Annotated in this window: 18 protein-coding genes; 10 read left to right on the top strand and 8 right to left on the bottom strand. The window is 73.0% G+C overall.

Annotated elements, in window-relative coordinates; genetic code table 11:
* The first annotated feature begins 11 nt into the window (after window positions 1-11).
* Both ACZ3IG_RS20075 and ACZ3IG_RS20070 read left to right on the top strand, forming a co-directional pair.
* On the top strand, window positions 12-1052 hold the full coding sequence (locus ACZ3IG_RS20075) for a hypothetical protein (RefSeq protein ID WP_467433647.1): 1041 nt from the start codon (window positions 12-14) through the stop codon (window positions 1050-1052).
* A 209-nt stretch (window positions 1053-1261) separates the two neighbouring features.
* Window positions 1262-1891 (top strand): HAD family hydrolase, encoded by a 630-nt coding sequence (locus tag ACZ3IG_RS20070; protein WP_467433645.1) that lies wholly within the window; start codon window positions 1262-1264, stop codon window positions 1889-1891.
* Here ACZ3IG_RS20070 and ACZ3IG_RS20065 read toward each other — a convergent pair.
* Complete coding sequence (locus tag ACZ3IG_RS20065) at window positions 1858-2118, bottom strand: hypothetical protein (protein ID WP_467433643.1); 261 nt, start codon at window positions 2116-2118, stop codon at window positions 1858-1860. The genes ACZ3IG_RS20070 and ACZ3IG_RS20065 overlap by 34 nt on opposite strands.
* 150 nt (window positions 2119-2268) lie before the next feature.
* Between ACZ3IG_RS20065 and ACZ3IG_RS20060 the strand changes: the two genes are divergently transcribed.
* Window positions 2269-2652, top strand: a complete 384-nt coding sequence (locus tag ACZ3IG_RS20060) for a cold-shock protein (RefSeq protein ID WP_467433640.1) — start codon at window positions 2269-2271, stop codon at window positions 2650-2652.
* Window positions 2653-2664: 12 nt separating this feature from the next.
* Here the strand turns inward: ACZ3IG_RS20060 and ACZ3IG_RS20055 are convergent, their stop codons facing one another.
* From ACZ3IG_RS20055 to ACZ3IG_RS20040, 4 genes are all read right to left on the bottom strand, one after another.
* Entirely contained in the window at window positions 2665-3513 is an 849-nt protein-coding gene (locus ACZ3IG_RS20055) for a 1,4-dihydroxy-6-naphthoate synthase (RefSeq protein WP_467433639.1), read from the bottom strand.
* Window positions 3503-4255: a futalosine hydrolase gene (locus ACZ3IG_RS20050; RefSeq protein ID WP_467433636.1), complete on the bottom strand. Its 753-nt coding sequence runs from the start codon at window positions 4253-4255 to the stop codon at window positions 3503-3505. The genes ACZ3IG_RS20055 and ACZ3IG_RS20050 overlap by 11 nt, the downstream gene beginning before the upstream one ends.
* Complete coding sequence (locus ACZ3IG_RS20045) at window positions 4225-4740, bottom strand: DUF2771 domain-containing protein (protein WP_467433635.1); 516 nt, start codon at window positions 4738-4740, stop codon at window positions 4225-4227. Before ACZ3IG_RS20045 ends, ACZ3IG_RS20050 begins: the two co-directional genes overlap by 31 nt.
* Before the next feature lie 80 nt (window positions 4741-4820).
* Window positions 4821-6215 (bottom strand): MFS transporter, encoded by a 1395-nt coding sequence (locus ACZ3IG_RS20040; RefSeq protein ID WP_467433633.1) that lies wholly within the window; start codon window positions 6213-6215, stop codon window positions 4821-4823.
* A 377-nt stretch (window positions 6216-6592) separates the two neighbouring features.
* Here ACZ3IG_RS20040 and ACZ3IG_RS20035 point away from each other — a divergent pair, with 377 nt between their 5' ends.
* The 5 genes from ACZ3IG_RS20035 (at window position 6593) to ACZ3IG_RS20015 (ending at window position 13754) form a co-directional block, all read left to right on the top strand.
* A complete protein-coding gene (locus tag ACZ3IG_RS20035; protein ID WP_467433631.1) occupies window positions 6593-7519 on the top strand; it encodes a DUF3027 domain-containing protein in 927 nt (308 codons plus the stop codon).
* Between the two features lie 226 nt (window positions 7520-7745).
* On the top strand, window positions 7746-10877 hold the full coding sequence (locus ACZ3IG_RS20030) for a sacsin N-terminal ATP-binding-like domain-containing protein (RefSeq protein WP_467433628.1): 3132 nt from the start codon (window positions 7746-7748) through the stop codon (window positions 10875-10877).
* A gap of 177 nt (window positions 10878-11054) precedes the next feature.
* Window positions 11055-11933, top strand: a complete 879-nt coding sequence (locus ACZ3IG_RS20025) for a calcium-binding protein (RefSeq protein ID WP_467433627.1) — start codon at window positions 11055-11057, stop codon at window positions 11931-11933.
* 14 nt (window positions 11934-11947) lie between these two features.
* Complete coding sequence (locus ACZ3IG_RS20020) at window positions 11948-12703, top strand: calcium-binding protein (RefSeq protein ID WP_467433625.1); 756 nt, start codon at window positions 11948-11950, stop codon at window positions 12701-12703.
* A gap of 160 nt (window positions 12704-12863) precedes the next feature.
* Window positions 12864-13754, top strand: a complete 891-nt coding sequence (locus ACZ3IG_RS20015; protein ID WP_467433623.1) for a calcium-binding protein — start codon at window positions 12864-12866, stop codon at window positions 13752-13754.
* A 9-nt stretch (window positions 13755-13763) separates the two neighbouring features.
* On the opposite strand, the gene ACZ3IG_RS20010 is transcribed toward ACZ3IG_RS20015, so the two are convergent.
* Window positions 13764-16166, bottom strand: coding sequence for an HAD-IC family P-type ATPase (locus ACZ3IG_RS20010; protein ID WP_467433620.1), 2403 nt, complete (start codon window positions 16164-16166; stop codon window positions 13764-13766).
* A 98-nt stretch (window positions 16167-16264) separates the two neighbouring features.
* Window positions 16265-16549 (bottom strand): DUF2530 domain-containing protein, encoded by a 285-nt coding sequence (locus tag ACZ3IG_RS20005; RefSeq protein WP_467433618.1) that lies wholly within the window; start codon window positions 16547-16549, stop codon window positions 16265-16267.
* A gap of 171 nt (window positions 16550-16720) precedes the next feature.
* Here ACZ3IG_RS20005 and ACZ3IG_RS20000 point away from each other — a divergent pair, with 171 nt between their 5' ends.
* Window positions 16721-18145: an NCS2 family permease gene (locus ACZ3IG_RS20000; RefSeq protein WP_467433616.1), complete on the top strand. Its 1425-nt coding sequence runs from the start codon at window positions 16721-16723 to the stop codon at window positions 18143-18145.
* Here ACZ3IG_RS20000 and ACZ3IG_RS19995 read toward each other — a convergent pair.
* On the bottom strand, window positions 18138-18323 hold the full coding sequence (locus ACZ3IG_RS19995) for a ribbon-helix-helix protein, CopG family (protein ID WP_467433722.1): 186 nt from the start codon (window positions 18321-18323) through the stop codon (window positions 18138-18140). The two genes, ACZ3IG_RS20000 and ACZ3IG_RS19995, sit on opposite strands and share 8 nt — an antisense overlap.
* 168 nt (window positions 18324-18491) lie before the next feature.
* Here ACZ3IG_RS19995 and ACZ3IG_RS19990 point away from each other — a divergent pair, with 168 nt between their 5' ends.
* Window positions 18492-18929, top strand: coding sequence for a MarR family winged helix-turn-helix transcriptional regulator (locus ACZ3IG_RS19990; protein WP_467433615.1), 438 nt, complete (start codon window positions 18492-18494; stop codon window positions 18927-18929).
* Window positions 18930-18939 lie beyond the last annotated feature (10 nt).

Here is an 18939-nt window from a genome sequence, read left to right as displayed (position 1 = left end):
CCGGAGGGGTTGTGGGGATCGAGAGCGACCAGGTCGTCTACGAGTATCTGAGCCGCGTCGGTGACGTGGCTCAGCAGCAGCAGTTGCCGTCGGCCACGCGCATGCGTCTCGTCGCCGAACTGCGCAACGAGATCGACAAGCGCCGGTCGCGGACCGTCGTCGACTCCCCGGCGGCCGTCCGCCGCATCCTGGACCGGCTCGGCAGCCCCGACGAGGTGGTCGAGGCGGCCGGCGGCGACAACCGGGCCGCGTCCTGGGAGCCGCCGCCCGCCGTGCCCGTCCAGCCGGACGGCGAAACCCCGCGCAAGGAGCGCCTCAAGGAGCGCCCCGAGCCGGTCCCCAAGGAGCGCCCCAAGGGGCTGCGCCGGGTGGTCCCGCGCCCCCGACCCGCCGACCCGCCGCCCGCGCCCGCCGAGGCGCCCACCCCGCCGCACCTGGCCCAGGCCCACGAGCTGGGCGACAGCACCGCCCCGCGGCCCGACTGGTGGCGGACGGAGAGCGGCCCGTTCGGCGGCGGCGACAGCGTGCCCGGCTTCGTCGGCGGCATCGAGATCCCGGACCTGCTCAAGCCCCCGCCGCCCCGGGAGAAGCCGACGGCGGCACCGGAGAAGACCGAGGCGCGGGCCGCGGAGGCGGCAGCCGAGGGACGCCGGGTGTGGTGGCCGCGCAAGGGCGGCGCGGAGTCCGCCGCCGGACGCCGCCGCCTCTTCCCCGAGGGCAGCCGCCCCAACCCGCTCCTCCTGCTCGCCGCGGTCCTCCTCCTCGTCGGCGCGGTCCTCGGCAACCTGCTGCCGCTGGCCCTCGGCTGGGTCCTCGCGTTCCTCTCCCGCCGCCTCACCCCGGCCCAGGCCAAGTGGGCGGTCCTGGGCCTGCCCGGCCTGGTGGCGGCGGCCGGGGTCGGCTGGCTCTGGGGCCGCACGGAGGGCCGCTGGGGCGACCCGATCGCCGAGGGCCACATGAACGAGGCCCTCACCCAGACCTGGCCGTGGGTCCTGAAGGGAGCGGCCCTCGCCTCGGCGGCGTACCTGCTGTGGAGAGCCCGCCGCACCTAGGGCCTGTCGTTCGGATCACGCCGCAGACGCGGGGCCTGGCACGCGCATCTGCGGCGTTGTCGTCACTCGCCGACGCTCCGCGTCGACTCCCTCCTCCGCCTTGCGGCTGCACGCGCCAGGCCCCGCTCACCGGCATGGCCAAGTCCCGCCGATGCCCTGCGTCCTGATCCAAACGACAGGCCCCAGGGCCTGTCGTCACAATGGACCCCATGACTAGCCCCACCGTCGGCTTCGACCTCGACATGACCCTGATCGACTCGCGCCCCGGCATCCACGCCTGCTACCTGGAGCTCTCGGCGAGAACCGGCACCTACGTCGACGCCGACCTCGCGGTCACCCGCCTCGGTCCGCCCCTGGAGCAGGAACTGGCCCACTGGTTCCCGGCGGAGCGGCTCGCCGCCACCGCCGACCTCTACCGCTCGCTGTACCCGGAGTACGCCATCGCCGCCACCCCCGCCCTGGCCGGCGCGCCGGAGGCGATCGCGGCGGTGCGGCGGGCCGGCGGGCGGGCGATCGTCGTCACCGCCAAGTACGAGCCCAACGCCAAGCTCCACCTGGAGCACCTCGGCATAGAACCGGACGCGGTCATCGGCGACCTGTGGGCGGAGCAGAAGGCCGTCGCGCTGCGCGAGCACGGCGCCGACGTCTACGTGGGCGACCACCTCGGGGACATCCGGGGCGCCCGCGCCGCCGACGCGTACTCCGTCGCCGTCGCCACCGGCCCGTACGGCGTCGACGAACTGCGCGCGGCCGGCGCCGACACCGTACTGGCCGACCTCACACAGTTCCCGGCCTGGCTGGACTCCTACCGGGAGGGTTCCGCCGCGGCCCGCGCCTGACGCCGCCCCGCCGCGATCGACCGGAGCACCCCCGCCCCGGCGATCAGGAAGCCGAGCCCCATGAACATGCTCAGTCCGAACATGTACGTGGGGAACGGCGTCGTGCCGAGGAACAGCGGGGCCACCGTGACCATCGTGGCCACGGTGCCGACGAAGAAGACGATCGCACCGGCACGGATCAGCCGGTCGCCCGGCGCGGCGGAATTCGTTTGGGTTTGTTCACGCACCCGACCAGGGTAGTTCCCGACCCGAGGGAACGACCGGGGGACGTCTTGTCACCGGCCCGAAGACCATTAGCCTGGATACCGGCGGGTCCCATGACCCGCCCGAGTGCTATCAAGAGCAGTTTTCCGACGAGTACGAGGACGAGGACAGACGTGCCTACCGGCAAAGTCAAGTGGTTCAACACCGAGAAGGGCTTCGGCTTTCTCTCCCGTGACGACGGCGGTGACGTCTTCGTCCATTCCTCGGTCCTCCCCGCCGGAGTCGAGGCCCTGAAGCCGGGCCAGCGCGTCGAGTTCGGTGTGGTCGCCGGCCAGCGCGGTGACCAGGCGCTGTCCCTGACGCTGCTCGACCCGGCCCCGTCCGTCGCGGCGGCCCAGCGCAAGAAGCCGGACGAACTGGCCTCGATCGTCCAGGACCTGACGACGCTCCTGGAGAACATCACGCCGATGCTGGAGCGCGGCCGCTACCCCGAGAAGACGGCCGGCAAGAAGATCGCCGGTCTGCTGCGGGCGGTCGCGGACCAGCTCGACGTCTGACCTGTACGGGCCTTACGGGAAGCGCAGCGCGTCGGGGCCGAGGGCCGGCACCAGTCCCTCGGCCGCCGCCCGGGTCAGCAGCCCGCGGACCGCCGCGTAGCCGTCCTCGCCGAGGCCGGCGGTGAACTCGTTGACGTAGAGCCCGATGTGCTGGTCGGCGACGGCCGGGTCCATCTCCTGGGCGTGCTCCATGACGTACGGGCGGGAGACCTCGGGGTCGTCCCAGGCCGCGCGGACCGAGGTCCGGATCGCGTCGGCCAGCCCGGTCAGCGCCTCGGCGCCCAGCGACCGCTTGGCGATGATCGCGCCGAGCGGGATCGGCAGCCCGGTCGTCGCCTCCCAGTGCTCGCCCATGTCGGCGAGCTTGTGCAGCCCGTAGTTCCGGTACGTGAAGCGCGCCTCATGGATGACGAGGCCCGCGTCGACCTTCCCGTCCCGCACGGCCGGCATGATCTCGTGGAACGGCATGACGACGATCTCGCCGACCCCGCCGGGCACGGTGTCGGCGGCCCAGAGGCGGAACAGCAGGTACGCCGTCGACTTCTCGCTGGGCACCGCGACCGTCCTGCCGCGCAGGTCGGCACCGGCCTCGCGGGTCAGCACCAGCGGGCCGCAGCCCCGGCCCAGCGCCCCGCCGCAGGGCAGCAGGGCGTACTCGTCGAGGACGTACGGCAGCACGGCGTACGACACCTTCAGCACGTCGTACTCGCCGCGCTCGGCCATGCCGTTGGTGAGGTCGATGTCGGCGAAGGTGACGTCGAGGGCGGGGGCGCCGGGGACGCGGCCGTGGGCCAGGGCGTCGAAGACGAAGGTGTCGTTGGGGCAGGGGGAGTACGCGATCTGCAACGTGTCACTGCTCATGGGGGTTCCAACTCTGCGAAAGGGGGTGGAGCTTCCCGAAGGCGTCCGTCAGGGCCGCCAGCGCGTCGCCGATGCGCCAGGCGGCGCGGTCGCGGGGGCCGACGGGGTTGGAGACCGCGCGCAGTTCCAGCACGGGCGTGCCGTGCGCGGCGGCGGCCTCCGCGACGCCGAAGCCCTCCATGGCCTCGGCGAGGGCCCGCGGGTGGCGGGCGCGGAGCAGGCCGGCGCGGGCGGCGGTGCCGGTGACCGTGGAGCCGGTCAGGACGGTGCCGGGGCGGGCGCCGGTCGCGGCGGCGACCGTACGGACCAGGGCGGGCGGCGGGCGGTGGGTGACCGTGCCGAAGCCGAGGTCGGTGACCGGCAGGAAGCCGTCGGCGGTCTCGGCGCCCAGGTCGGCGGCGGTGATCTCGTCGGCGACGACGAGCGAGCCGACCGGCGCGTGCGGGGCGAACCCGCCGGCGATGCCGGCCGAGACGGCCAGGGCGTAGGGGCGGCCCGCCAGGGCGGCGGCGGTCAGCGCGGTGGCGGTGGAGGCGGCGGCGAGGGCGGGGCCGACGCCGGCGGCGAGCAGGTCCCAGCCCCCGGCCACGTGGTGCAGGGCAGCCGCGCCGGGCAGGGGCGTCTCCCGGACCGGGCCGGGAAACGCCCGGGCCACCGCGTCCCGTTCGGCGGGGACCGCGGTGGCCACCAGGATGCGTACGGCGGACGTGGTCAGTCGTCCTTCTTCAGCTCGAAGGCCCACACGCCGGTGAACGTCTGGCCGCCCTCCTTGCCGTTGCCGGCCACGACGGCGACCTTGGTGGAGTCGCCCTGCGCGCCGTACTGGGCGTTGAAGAACACGCTGCCCGGGACCGTGCGGTAGGTCTTCTTGCTGTCCTCGGTCAGCGGCTGACCGTTCATCAGGATCGTCCAGCGCTTGTCGGCGATGTCCGGGTCCACCCCGAAGCGCACCGTCTCGTCCGGGTCCACCGTGATCGTCTCGATGTCCTCGGACTGGAGGCACTTGGTCAGGTCGGCGGTCTTCAGGGCTTCGTCGCCCTCGCCGCCACAGGTGGCCTCGGAACTGATCGAGTCGCTGCCGACGGTGATGGTCGACATCGGCGTCGGCTTGTCGCAGGCCGACAGGACGAGCAGTCCGGCGGATACGGCGCCGGCGGCGGCGACGGCACGGCGGCGTCGCACAGCGCGGTGTCCGAGAGCGGCTGCGCCGCGGGGCAACGTGGTCATGGGCGAAGGTTATCGGGCCCTTGTCACCAGCCGCCCACCTGGGTACGGCGTGCCGTCCCCGCCGGTACGGCCCGCCGCGCTCACGCCACTCTCGACCGCCGGCCCCCGTACCGGGCCGAGTCGACCAGACCCCGTACGGTGCCCAGCCAGCCGGCGCCGACGATCGCGGCGCCCACCGCCAGGCCGAGGGTGCCGTTGAGCGGCAGGGCGATGCCGACCGCGCCGCCCACCACCCAGGCCATCTGGAGCAGCGTCTCGGCGCGGGCGAACGCGGAGGTGCGCACCAGCTCCGGCACGTCCCGCTGGATCAGCGCGTCCAGGGACAGCTTGGCCAGCGCCTGCGCGAACCCGGCGACCGCCGCCAGACACGCCACCAGTACCGCGCCGAAGAACACGGCGGTCACCGCCGCCGCGGCCAGCACACCCGCCAGGACGGTCACGATGATGATCTCCGGCGCGCGGGAGCGCAGCCAGGCTCCCACCGCCGTGCCCAGCGCGTTGCCGGCGCCCGCCGCGACGCCCACGATGCCCAGCGACACCGCCGCGCTCTGGCCGGTCATCGGGTGCTCGCGCAGCAGGAACGCCAGGAAGAAGATCAGGAAGCCGCTCAGACAGCGGACGGCGGCGTTGGCGGCCAGCGCGTGGGTGACGGCGGCGCCGACCGTGCGCAGCCCGGGGCGCTTGACCGGCCGCCGGTGCGGGCCGTGCAGATGGGCGCTGTCGGCGGCGAGCAGCGCGGTGGCCTCGCCCTTGGCCGAGTCGACCTCGCGGGGCAGCGTGAAGGAGAGGACGGTGCCCGCGGCGAAGATGACGAAGGCGCCGTACAGCGGCCAGCGCGGGCCGATCTGCTGGAGGCCGGCGCCGATGGGGGCGGCGACGCCGGTGGCGAGCAGGCCGCCGAGGGTGACCCGGGAGTTCGCCTTCACCAGCGAGAAGGCGGGCGGCAGCAGCCGGGGCACGACGGCGCTCCTGACCACGCCGTACGCCTTGGAGGCGACCAGCACGCCGAGCGCCGCCGGGTACAGCCCGATGCCGCCGCTGATCACCGCCCCCGACAGCACCAGGGCGAGCAGCGCGCGGGCCGCCATCGCGGTGGCCATCGCCGCCCGGCGGCCGTGCGGGACGCGGTCCAGGAGCGGGCCGATCACCGGGGCGAGGAGGGTGAAGGGGGCCATGGTGATGGCGAGGTAGAGGGCGACCCGGCCCCGCGCCTCGTCGGTCGGTACCGAGAAGAAGACCGTGGAGGCGAGGGCGACGGTGATCATGACGTCGCCGGCGCCGTTCACGCCGTGCAGCTCGATCAGCTTGCCCAGCCCCGACTCGCCCGCGCCGTGCGCGTGCGTCACCCGCCGGATGCCCCGGGCCGGCCCCGTCACCGGCAGGTGCAGCGCGCGCCCCACCGCGCGGAAACGCCCGGGACCGCGTCCCCGGCCCCCGTCCTTCACGTCCGTCCGTTCCGTGCGTGCGGCTGCCACCCCGTCATAGTGCCCCGCGAGACGGGGGAGTAGAGCTGTCATCGGGCGGATGGAGCTGATCGGGTCGGGCGGGGCGGCCGGGGCGGGGAGCGGGCGGCGGGCGGGCGATGGGCGGGCGGCGGGCGGGCGGCGGGCGGGAAACTCCCGCCGGTGTCCCCCGTCGGTGTAGGCCCAGCGAAGCTGAGCAGGTAGCGTGCGTAGCGCGTCGTGGCGAACGTTCTCGGCCGCGCGCCTCACAGTCATCCCGCAGAATGGATGACGTAGGTGCGCCCGAGCGCGTCGGGCGCGGACGTCGACGCGGTCCCCGGGTCCGCTCCGTCCGTCCCCCGCCGGCAGTGGCGCACCCGTGAGACGGCGTATGGAGAGAAGCGATACCTGTGAGCGCAGCGACAACGCGAAGCCGCACCCCTGACCGCCTCTGCGCCGAGGCCGTCGACCTCGCCAGGGCGGCGGCCGAGGAGGCCGCGGCGCCCGGCGTGGTCGGCGAACACGCCGGGATGGTCGCGGAGGGTGATCGCGTTGTCACGCACTACTTCGCGTGCATGGAGCTCGGGTACCGCGGCTGGCGCTGGGCGGTGACGGTGGCGCGGGCCTCCCGCGCCAAGATCGTGACGGTGGACGAGGCGGCGCTGCTGCCCGGCCCGGACGCCGTCCTCGCCCCCGAGTGGGTGCCGTGGAGCGAGCGGCTGCGCCCCGGCGACCTGGGCCCCGGCGATCTGCTGCCCACCGACGCGGAGGACCTGCGCCTGGAGCCGGGCTGGTCCGGCGAGGACGAGCCGCCGCCGAACTCCGCCGTCTCCGAGCAGGTGGCCGAGCTGGTGGAGGCGGAGGACGCCGAGGTCACCGGCGGTTCCCCGGCCGAGCAGGCGGTCACCCCGCCGCGCGGCACGATCGCGGCGGTCGCCGACGAGCTGGGGCTGCGCCGGGCGCGGGTGCTGTCGCGCTACGGGCTGCACACGGCCGCCGACCGCTGGGAAGAGGCGTTCGGCTCGAAGACGCCGATGGCGCAGGCGGCGCCCGCGGCCTGCGTGTCCTGCGGGTTCCTGCTGCGGATCGGCGGCTCGCTCGGCCAGGCGTTCGGGGTCTGCGCGAACGAGTTCTCGCCGGCGGACGGGCGGGTGGTGTCGCTGGCGTACGGGTGCGGGGGGCACTCCGAGGCCGCGGTCATGCCGAAGCCGCCGCAGCCGGCCGCGCCGGTGATCGACGAGACGCGGGTGGACCCCTTCCCGCTGCGGCCGACGGCCGACGCCGGGTCGGTGCCGGTCGCGGACGACGTGGCGTCGGCGGATCTGGGGCATTCGTAGCGGCGGGGCCGCGCCACCGGACCGACGTCGGCCTGAACGGCCTCGTCCTCGAACGCCGGACGGGCTGGAGAATGCCGGCCGGCGTCAAAAGGGGCCCGTCCGCGCTGGTGACCGCCGGGGTCACGAGCCCCCCGTCCGCGCTCAAGGGTGACGCCCCGCATCGGCGGGTGATCCGCGCGGTACCTTCGGACTCACGTCGTTGAGGGCCCCATGAGGAGAGATGAACGTGAGCAAGTTCGTGCGGCCCGCTGCCGAGGGCGCGGACCCGTTCGGTACGGCACGGCTGCGGCGCGGGGTGCTGGACGCCTGGGCGGCGAGCCCGGCCCGGTTCCGGGAGGACGCCAACGCCGAGGAGGACCTCGTCCTCGGCGGCTACCGCGACCGCCTCGTCGTGGAGCTCGCGCAGAACGCCGCCGACGCCGCCGCCCGCGCCGGGGTGCCGGGCCGGCTGCGGCTCACCCTGCGGGACGGCGTGCTGGTCGCCGCCAACACCGGCGCCCCGCTGGACGCGGCCGGCGTCGAGTCGCTGTCCACCCTGCGCGCCTCCGCCAAGCGGGACACCGCCGAGGGTGCCGTGGGCCGCTTCGGCGTCGGCTTCGCGGCCGTGCTGGCCGTCACCGACGAGCCCGCCGTCGTCGGCCGGCACGGCGGGGTGCGCTGGTCGCTGGCCGAGTCCCGGGAGCTGGCCGCCGACGTCGCCCGGCACAGCCCCGGCCTCGGCGACGAGATCCGCCGCCGGGACGGCCACGTACCGCTGCTGCGGCTGCCGCTGCCCGCCGAGGGCACCGCCCCCGACCCGTACGACACGGTCGTCATCCTGCCGCTGCGCGACACCGCCGCCGCCGATCTCGCCGAGCGGCTGCTGGACGCCGTGGACGACGCGCTGCTGCTGGCCCTGCCCGGCCTGGAGGAGGTCGTCGTCGAGCGGGCGGACGAGGACGTCGTGCGCACCCTGCGCCGCCGCCGCGACGGTGACGTGACCGTCGTCGAGGACTCCCGGGAGGGCGTCACCCGCTGGCGTACCGCCACCGCGTACGGGCCCCTCACCCCCGACCTGCTCGCCGACCGCCCGGTCGAGGAGCGGCTGCGCCCGCACTGGTCGGTGACGTGGGCCGTGCCCGTGGACGACGAGGGCGCCCCCGTCCGGCCCCGGACCAGCCCGGTGCTGCACGCGCCCACCCCCAGCGACGAGCCCCTCGGTGTCCCCGCCCTGCTCATCGCGTCGTTCCCGCTGGACTCCACCCGCCGGCACGCGGCGCCCGGCCCGCTCACCGACTTCCTGGTGCAGCGCGCGGCGGACGCCTACGCCGGTCTGCTCGCCGACTGGACCCCGGTCACCGCCGGGATCATCGGCCTGGTCCCCGGCGCGCTGGGCAAGGGCGAGCTGGACGGCACCCTGCGGCAGGCGGTCCTCGACCGGCTGCCCCGCACCGCCTTCCTGCCGCCCGCCGCCGTGCCGGGCGAGGACGACGACCCCGAGCTGCCCCGCTCGCTGCGGCCCCGGGACGCCGAGGTGGTCGAGGGGGCCGGCGCGGACACCGTACGGGTCCTGGCGGAGGTGCTGCCGACCCTGCTGCCCGCCGGTCTTGAGCGTCGGGTGGAGCTGCGCACGCTGGGCGTGGCCCGGCTGCCGCTGACCGACGCCATCGACCGGCTGGCCGGTCTGGAGAAGGAGCCCGGCTGGTGGCGGCGGCTCTACGACAGCCTGGCCGGGATCGATCCGGACCGGCTCTCCGGGCTGCCGGTGCCGCTCGCCGACCGCCGTACGGTCATCGGGCCGCGGCAGGTGCTGCTGCCCACGCCGGACGCCGCCGCCCTCGATCCGGAGGTGCTCGCGCGGCTCGGGCTGAAGGTCGCCCACCCGGACGCCGCCCACCCCCTGCTGGAGAAGCTGGGCGCGCTCCCGGCCTCCCCGCGCGCGGTGCTCACCACCCCGCAGGTGCGGGCCGCCGTCGCCGCCTCCCTGGACGACGACTCCGCGGCCGACTGGGAGGAGGACGCCCTCGACGCCGAGGAACTGGCCGACACCGTCCTGGGCCTGGTCCGCGACGCCGGTCTGGAGCCCGGCGACGAGCCGTGGCTCGGCGCCCTCGCGCTGCCCGACGAGGACGGCGAGCTGTCCCCGGCCGGTGAACTGGTCTTCCCCGGCGGGCCGTTCGCCCGCGTCATGCGGGAGGACGAGGTCGCGGCGGTGGACGCGGACCTCGCGGACCGGTGGGGCCCGGAGCCGCTGGCCGCCTGCGGGGTGCTCGTCGGCTTCGCCCTCGTCCGCGCCACCGACGTCGTCCTCGACCCGGACGAACTGGAGCCCCGGGAAGGGGACTTCGCCGAACCGGACGACGCCGGTCTGCTGGACGCCGTCGACGTGTGGTGCGAGGACATCCTCGACCGCTTCCCCGACACCCCCGTCCCGCCGGTCGCCACCGAGATCGTCGCCGTGCGCGACCTGGACCTGGTCGACGACGACAAGTGGCCCGAGGCGCTCGCCCTGCTCTCCCGGCCGCCGCTGCGCGACGCCCTGGTCCAGCCGGTGCGGATGCTGCTGCCCGACGGCACCCACGAGACCGTACGGCCGTACACGGCGTGGTGGCTGCGCGGCCACCCGGTGCTCGGCGGACGCCGCCCGGCCGGGCTGCGCGCGGCGGGCGGCGACCCGCTGCTGCGCGGCCTGTACGACGAGGCCGACGCCACCGGATTCGACGACGAGCAGGTGCTGCGGGCGCTCGGCGTACGGACGTCCGTCGCGGCCCTCCTCGACGAGCCGGGCGGCGCGGCCGAGCTGCTCGACCGCCTCGCCGACCCGGAGCGGCCCGTCACCGCCGCCCAGCTGCACGGCCTGTACGGCGCGCTGGCCGGCCTCGACCCCGACCAGGTGACCCTGCCGGACGAGGTGCGCGCGGTCGTCGACGGCGAGGTGCGGGTGGTGGACGCCGCCGACGCGGTGGTCGTCGACTCGCCCGACCTGCTGCCCTTCACCGACGGCGTGCCGCTGCTGCCGGTGCGGCCGGACCGGGCCGCCGAACTGGCCGAGCTGTTCCAGGTACGGCGGCTGAGCGAGTCCGTCACCGGCCGCGTCGACTCCGAGGGCGCCGAGCACGACGTACCGGAGCCGGTGCGGGTGCTGCTGGGTGCCCGGACCCCCGCCTCCTACGTCGAGCACGAGGAACTCGTCGTGGACGGCGTGGAGATCGACTGGCGGCTCACCGACGACGGCGTGCTGCACGCGGCCACGCTGGAGGGGGTCGCCGCCGGGCTCGCCTGGGCGGCGGGGCAGTGGCCGCGCCGCTTCGAGGTGGCCGCGCTCCTGGAGGACCCGTCCCGCACGGAGGAGCTGGCCCGGGACCGCTGGTTCGACTGACCGACGGCCGCGCAGGGAGGCCGTGGTCACATTTTCTTCATCTCCGTACAACCATTCGTTTCCCTTGTTGATCTGATCACGCGAGTCAACAGACTCCACGATCACTCGGGCCCCGGCGTGACACGAGCCGTTGGGGGGCGACGACCGCCGGGGCCCCCTTTCCCACTTGGGGATCGCATGCGTATGCGCGCCACCGTGGCCGCCGTCTCCGGCGCCCTGGCCCTGTCCGCTCTCGCCGTGCCGGCCGCCCAGGCCGACTCGACGGCCGACTCGCTGCTGCAGCGGCCGACCGCCGCCGACGTCTTCGGCGCCGAGGCCCACCGCTCCACCGCCCGTTCGGCCGCCGCCCTGCCCACCATCACCAGCGTGTCGGTGAACGGCGGCGAGGACGTGGTCGTCGGCACCACCAACGCCAAGACCTTCACCGTGTCGGTGACCGCCACGCACGCGAGCGGCATCACCGACGCCTTCGTCGAGCTGTGGCACGGCACCGACTTCGACACCTACGTCGACGGAGCCCTGACGCAGAACCAGGACTACGCCGCCTGCACGGCCGCCAGCGCCACCAAGTCCACCTGCAAGCTCACGATCACGGCCCGTCCCGGCTACGACGACGAGCTGGTCGGGTACCTCTACGACAACGCCCTGGCCGGTTCCTGGAAGGTGAACGTGGCCGTGCTGGCGAACGACGGCAGCGTCTACCAGGACACCGCCTACAAGACCGTCAAGGTCAAGCGGCTGTCCAAGCTGACGGTCAACGCCGCCCCGGAGCCGGTGAAGAAGGGGGCCACCCTCACGGTCACCGGCAAGCTGACCCGCGCCGACTGGGAGGCCGAGAAGTACGCCGGCATCCCCAGCGGTCAGTCGGTGGCGCTCCAGTACCGCAAGGCGAACAGCTCCGCCTACAGCAACGTCAAGGGCATCAAGACCACCTCGGGCGGCGCCCTGAAGACGACCGTCAAGGCCTCGGCCGACGGTTACCACCGCTTCACCTACAAGGGCATCACCAGCACCGCGGCGTCCGTCGCCGCGGGTGACTACGTCGACGTGAAGTGAGAAGGGCACAGCGGATGAGCAAGCGCACCCTCGGGGCGGCCGTCGTCGGCGCCCTGGCCCTGACCGCCCTCGCCGTCCCGGCCGCACAGGCCGCCGGGTCCGGCGACACGAAGATCACCAAGGTGGTCGTCGACGGTGACAACAAGGTGGCCGTCGGCACCTCCGGGCTGAAGACCGTCAAGATCAGCGTCACCGCCTCGGACGACTCCGGTATCGCGGGCGCCTCCGCGTTCACCCTGGAGGGGCCCGACTACGGGTTCTACCTGTCCGGGAAGCCGGCCTGCGCCAAGGTCAGCGCCACTACCTCGACCTGCTCGGCCACGGTGCAGATCGACCCCAAGGTCGACTACCTCTCCAACGCCAACGCCGGTACCTGGTACGTGGACGCGTGGATCGACGCCAAGGACGGCGACTACGTCTGGGAGGAGAAGGCCGGCTCCTTCAAGTTCCAGCGCGCCTCCAAGCTGACGGTCAACGCCACGCCCGAGCCGGTGAAGAAGGGCAAGACCCTCACCGTCACCGGCAAGCTGTCCCGGGCCAACTGGGAGACGCTCACGTACGCGGGCTACAGCGGCCAGTCGGTGAAGCTCCAGTACCGCAAGAAGTCCTCCAGCGCGTACACCACCGTCAAGACGATCAAGTCCAGCTCGACGGGCACGCTGAAGACCACCGTCAAGGCCACGGCGGACGGCTACTACCGCTTCGCCTTCGCGGGCACCTCGACCACCCCGGCGGTCAACGCCACGGGTGACTACGTCGACGTGAAGTAACTCGCCAGCCAGCACCGGCAGTTCACCTCCTGTACGCCAAGGTGAACTGCCGGTGTCGTCTGCACCAAGGCTTCACAGGGCGTACAACCAGTCACTCCCGCCGCGGATCAGACCCTGCGAGTCATCAGACTCCGCTGTCACTCTGTGGGGGATCCAACACATGCGTATACGTGCCACCGTGGCCGCCGTCACCGGCGCCCTGACTCTCTCCGCCCTCGTCGTGCCGGCCGCGCAGGCCGTCTCGACGGACGACGTGGTCCTGCAGAAGCCGAGCGGGGCCGAGGTCTTCGGCGCCGGTGCCGGCGCCTCCGGCCGGTCGGCCTTCAGCACCGCCGCCGCCGCCGAGCCCACCGTCACCAGCGTCTCGGTGAACGGGGGCAAGAACGTGGTCCTCGGCACCACCACGGTGAAGACCTTCACCGTGTCGGTGACCGCCACCCACGCCAGCGGCATCGCCGACGCCTACATCGACCTGTGGCACGGCTCCGACCCGGACACCGACCTCGACGGCTACCTGCCGCCGAACGAGGACTACGCCACCTGCACGGCCGCCAGCGCCACGACGTCCACCTGCAAGCTCACCATCACCGCCCGGCCCGGCCTGGACGACGACGGGATCGGTGAACTTTACGACAACGCCCTGGCCGGTTCCTGGCACGTGAGCGTGGGCGTGCTGGCGAACGACGAGAGCGCCTACTACACCGACTTCTACAAGACCCACAAGGTCCAGCGTCAGTCCAAGCTGACGGTCAACGCCGCCCCGGAGCCGGTGAAGAAGGGGGCCACGCTCACGGTCACCGGCAAGCTGACCCGCGCCGACTGGGAGACCGGCAAGTACGCCGGCATTCCCAGCGGCCAGTCGGTGGCGCTCCAGTTCCGCAACGCGGACAGCTCCGCCTACAGCAACGTCAAGGGCATCAAGACCACCTCGGGCGGCGCTCTGAAGACGACCGTCAAGGCCGCGTCCGACGGCTACCACCGCTTCAACTACAAGGGCATCACCAGCACGGCGGCGTCCGTCGCCACCGGTGACTACGTCGACGTGAAGTAGTCCCCGGCCTCACCCGACGGGAAAGCGGCGGTCGACCAGTCTCCACAGGAGTTCCAGGGCGGCCGCCGCCACCGCCGCGATGCCGACCGCGGCCCACGGCATCACCGTGCCCACCAGCCTCAGCGCGAAGAAGTCCTGGAGCCACGGCACGGCCAGCACCACCAGGAACCCGGCGCCCATCGCCGCCACCAGCCCGACCCGCCACCAGGTGTAGGGGCGGGCGATGATCGCCAGCACCCACAGCGAGATCAGGAACAGCGTCAGCGTCGCGGCGCTGGTCTCCGCCGCCAGCGCGTCCGGCCCGCTGTAGTGGTGCCGCGCCACCAGGTACGTCACGAAGGTCGCCGCCCCGGCCAGCACCCCGCCGGGGATCGCGTACCGCATCACCCGCCGCACGAAGTGGGGCCGCGCCCGCTCCTTGTTGGGGGCCAGGGCGAGGAAGAAGGCCGGGACGCCGATGGTGAGCGTGGACAGCAGGGTGAGGTGGCGGGGCAGGAACGGGTACTCCACCTGCGAGCACACCACCAGGATCGCGAGCAGCACCGAGTAGACCGTCTTGACCAGGAAGAGCGTCGCGACGCGGGTGATGTTGCCGATCACCCGGCGGCCCTCGGCGACCACCGACGGCAGTGTGGCGAAGCTGTTGTTGAGCAGCACGATCTGCGCGACCGCCTTCGTCGCCTCCGACCCCGAGCCCATCGCCACGCCGATGTCGGCGTCCTTGAGGGCGAGGACGTCGTTGACGCCGTCGCCGGTCATCGCGACGGTGTGCCCCCGCGACTGGAGGGCGCCCACCATCTCCCGCTTCTGCCGCGGGGTGACCCGCCCGAACACCGTGTTCTCGTCGATCGCCCCGGCCATCTCGTCCCGCTCGGCCGGCAGCCGGCGCGCGTCGACCGCCGTACCGCCGAGCCCGAGCTTGCCGGCCACCGCGCCCACCGACACGGCGTTGTCGCCGGAGATGACCTTGGCCCGGACGTTCTGCTCGGCGAAGTAGCGCAGGGTGTCGGCGGCGTCCGAGCGCAGCCGCTGCTCCAGCACGACCAGGGCGACCGGCTCGGCGCCCTCGGCCGCCCTCGGGTCGTCCAGGCTCCGCCCGTCGGCCCGGACCAGCAGCAGCACCCGCAGGCCCTGCTCGTTGAGGCGCCCGGTCTCCGCCAGCGCCGGGTCGTCCTCGGCCAGCAGCACGTCCGGGGCGCCCAGCAGCCAGGTCCGGGTGGTGCCGTCCGCCTCCTCGACGCGGGCGCCGCTGTACTTGCGGGCGGAGGAGAAGGGCAGGGTCCCGGTGGAGCGCCAGTCTCCGGCGCCGTCCGGGCAGGCGTCGATGATCGCCTGGAGGGAGGCGTTGGGACGCGGTTCCGAGGCGCCGAGCGCGCCGAGCACCCGCCGTACGTACCCCTCCTCCGCGCCGCCCAGCGGCCGTATCGCGGTGACGTCCATGCCGCCCTCGGTCAGCGTGCCCGTCTTGTCCAGGCAGACCGTGTCGACGCGGGCCAGGCCCTCGATCGCGGGCAGCTCCTGGACCAGGCACTGCTTGCGGCCCAGCCGGATCACGCCGATCGCGAAGGCGACCGAGGTGAGCAGCACCAGGCCCTCGGGGACCATGGGGACGATGCCGCCGACGGTGCGGGCGACGGAGTCGGCGAGGTCGTCGTCCTCGCGGACGAGCTGGCTGATGATCAGGCCGATCGCGGTCGGCACCATCATCCAGGTGACGTACTTCAGGATCGTGGAGATCCCGGAGCGCAGCTCGGAGTGGACCAGGGTGAACCGGGACGCCTCCTCGGCGAGCTGCGCGGCGTACGCCTCCCGCCCGACCTTCGTCGCCCGGTACGCCCCGCCGCCCGCGACCACGAAGCTGCCGGACATCACCTGGTCGCCGGGGCGTTTGACCACCGGGTCGGCCTCACCGGTGAGCAGCGACTCGTCGATCTCCAGCCCGTCGGTGTCGACGCACACGCCGTCGACGACCACCTTGTCCCCGGGGCCGAACTCGATCACGTCGTCCAGCACGATCTCGGAGGTGCCGATCTCGGTGGGCCGCCCGTCGCGCCGTACGGCCGGCCGGGCCTCGCCGATCAGGGCGAGCGAGTCCAGGGTCTTCTTCGCCCGCCACTCCTGCACGATGCCGATGCCGGTGTTGGCGAGGATCACGAAGCCGAACAGGCTGTCCTGGATCGGCGCCACGATCAGCATGATCACCCAGAGCACGCCGATGATCGCGTTGAACCGGGTGAAGACGTTGGCGCGGACGATGTCCAGCGTCGACCGGCTGTTGCGGACCGGCACGTCGTTGACCTGTCCCCGGGCCACCCGTTCGGCGACCTCCGCGGAGGTCAGTCCGGCGGCCGACCCGGGGAGCGGTACCGGGTGCACGGGATCGAGTTCGGCGCCCGCGTCGATGTGCGTCATGCGTTCGACGGTACGTGCGGACGCGGAGCCCCACACGACGGAAGAGCGGAAGTTCCGACCTGGGGAGGACGGCCTGGACGGAAAGTGCTGCCGTGGTACTACGCGGCGCCCTGGGCGCTCCGGTCCGGTGCCCCGCCGGCCGCGCGGGCCCGCTTGATGGCGGCGTCGCGCCTGCGGACGTACCAGATGCCGATCAGGCCGAGCCCGGCGCCGGCCAGGCAGGTCCACACCCACCACAGGTGGCCGTGGTCGTCGAACCAGCCGTAGAAGGGAAGCTGGACCAGGAAGAGGACGAACCAGATGACCGTGCCGCCGGTGATGGTGGCGACCACGGGGCCCTCCAGGGGCTCCGGCGCCTCGTGCTTCGGTGTCCACTTCGCCATGCGCACAGCTTACGAGGGCACGGCCGGGGCGCGTCCGGCACGCGGGTCTACGCGCGGAGATGGCTTTATTTCCCTCATACGTTCATACTGAAACCGTTTGTTCCTGACCGCTTTCATTCGTAGAAAACACCAAGAGGCCGTGTGGGGACCCGCTTGGTGATGAGGTCTCGCATGTCCACCCCGTCCACCCCGGCCCAGCCCCCGTACGGGGCTCTCGACCGCTACTTCAAGATCTCCGAGCGCGGCAGCACGCTCGCCCGCGAGGTCCGGGGCGGATTCGCCACCTTCTTCGCGATGGCCTACATCGTCGTGCTGAACCCGATCATCCTGGGCAGCGCGAAGGACATGTACGGCCATCAGCTGGACAACGGCCAGCTGGTCACCGCGACCGCGCTGACGGCGGCGTTCACCACCCTGCTCATGGGCGTCATCGGCAACGTCCCGATCGCGCTCGCCGCCGGTCTCGGCGTGAACTCGGTCGTCGCCCTCCAGCTCGCCCCGCGGATGTCCTGGCCGGACGCCATGGGCATGGTCGTGCTGGCCGGTTTCGTCGTCATGCTGCTGGTCGCCACCGGTCTGCGCGAGCGCGTCATGTCCGCCGTGCCGCACGGGCTGCGCAAGGCGATCTCCATCGGCATCGGCCTCTTCGTGATGATCGTCGGCCTGGTCGACTCCGGGTTCGTCACCCGTATGCCGGACGCCGCGGGGACCACCGTGCCGCTCCAGCTCGGCGACGGCGGCCACCTGAACGGCTGGCCGGTCCTGATCTTCGCCCTCGGTGTGCTGCTCACGCTGGCGCTGATCGTCCGCAAGGCGCCCGGCGCCATCCTGATCTCGATCGTCGTGATGACGGTCGTCGCGGTGATCGTCAACCTCGTCGCCGACGTCCCCTCCTGGGGCCTGACCGCCCCCGAGTGGCCGGGCAACCCCGTCTCCACCCCGGACTTCGGGCTGGTCGGCGAGGTCAGCCTGTTCGGCGGGTTCGAGAAGGTCGGCGTGCTGACCGGCGTGCTGTTCGTCTTCACCGTGCTGCTGTCGTGCTTCTTCGACGCGATGGGCACGATCATGGGCGTCAGCGACGAGGCGAAGCTGACCGACGCCCAGGGCCAGATGCCGGGCATCAACAAGGTCCTGATGATCGACGGCATCGCGGTCGCCGCCGGTGGTGCCAGCTCCTCGTCGGCCACCACCGCGTTCGTGGAGTCCACGGCGGGCGTCGGCGAGGGCGCCCGGACCGGCTTCGCCAACGTCGTCACCGGTCTGCTGTTCGCCGTCGGTCTCTTCCTCACCCCGATCGCCACGATGGTGCCGTCCCAGGCGGCCACGCCCGCGCTGATCGCGGTCGGCTTCCTGATCCTGGCGGGCTCGATCAAGCAGATCGACTGGGCGGACCACACGATCGCCGTCCCGGCCTTCGTGACGATGCTGATGATGCCGTTCACCTACTCGATCACCAACGGCATCGGCATGGGCTTCATCACCTTCACGGTGCTGCGCCTGGCGGCCGGACGGGGCCGTGAGGTGCCGGCGGCGATGTACGTCGTCTCGGCGGTGTTCGCCTTCTCCTACCTGATGCCGGCCCTCGGCCTCACGTGACCGGCCCGTAGAACCTCTCGGTCTCTTCCACGGCGGACTGGAACCGCTCGTCGAAGTCATCGCGGATGAGCGTCCGGACGACATAGTCCTGGACGCTCATCCCTCTTCTGGCCGCACGGTCCCGGAGCCGTTCGAGCAGCTCCCCGTCCATCCGCAGGCTGAGCACGCTGGTCCCCATGGGGACGAGGGTCACCCCGCGCTGTGGGGTGGCGTACGGCTTTCCGCACTTGCTCACTCGTACGAGTGAAGCGAGGGTGGAACGGGACCAGGGGGAGTGGTCAGGGTCACGGGCGCCCCCGCACGCCCCCGGTGGTCGTTCGCCAGTCTAATGAGTTAAGCTAAGGACATGCCGGACCTCACCCACGGCGACGACGCCGCCGCCGTGAACTCCCTGCGATCCGCCGTGATGCGGCTGTCCCGTCGGCTCAAGCACCAGCGCGTCGACGAGTCACTCAGCCCCACCGAGATGTCGGTGCTCGGCACCCTGTCCACCTGCGGCCGTGCCACCCCGGGCGAACTGGCCCGCAAGGAGCACGTCCAGCCGCCCTCGATGACCCGCATCGTGGCGTTGCTGGAGGCCAAGGGACTGGTCAGCCTGGAACCGCACCCCGAGGACCGGCGCCAGAAGGTCGTGACGCCGACCGAGCAGGCCGTGGTGATGCTCGACGAGAGCCGCCGCAGACGGAACGCGTTCCTGGCCACGCTGGTCGAGGGACTCGACGAGGACGAGTGGGCGAAGCTGCGCGCCGCCGCCCCCGTGCTGGAGAAGCTCGCGCACCTGTAAGCGGCATGGA

The sequence above is a fragment of the Streptomyces sp. NPDC016677 genome (genome assembly GCF_055562815.1).
Note: the sequence above shows the minus strand (reverse complement) of the source record. Positions and strands in the feature narration are given on the sequence as shown.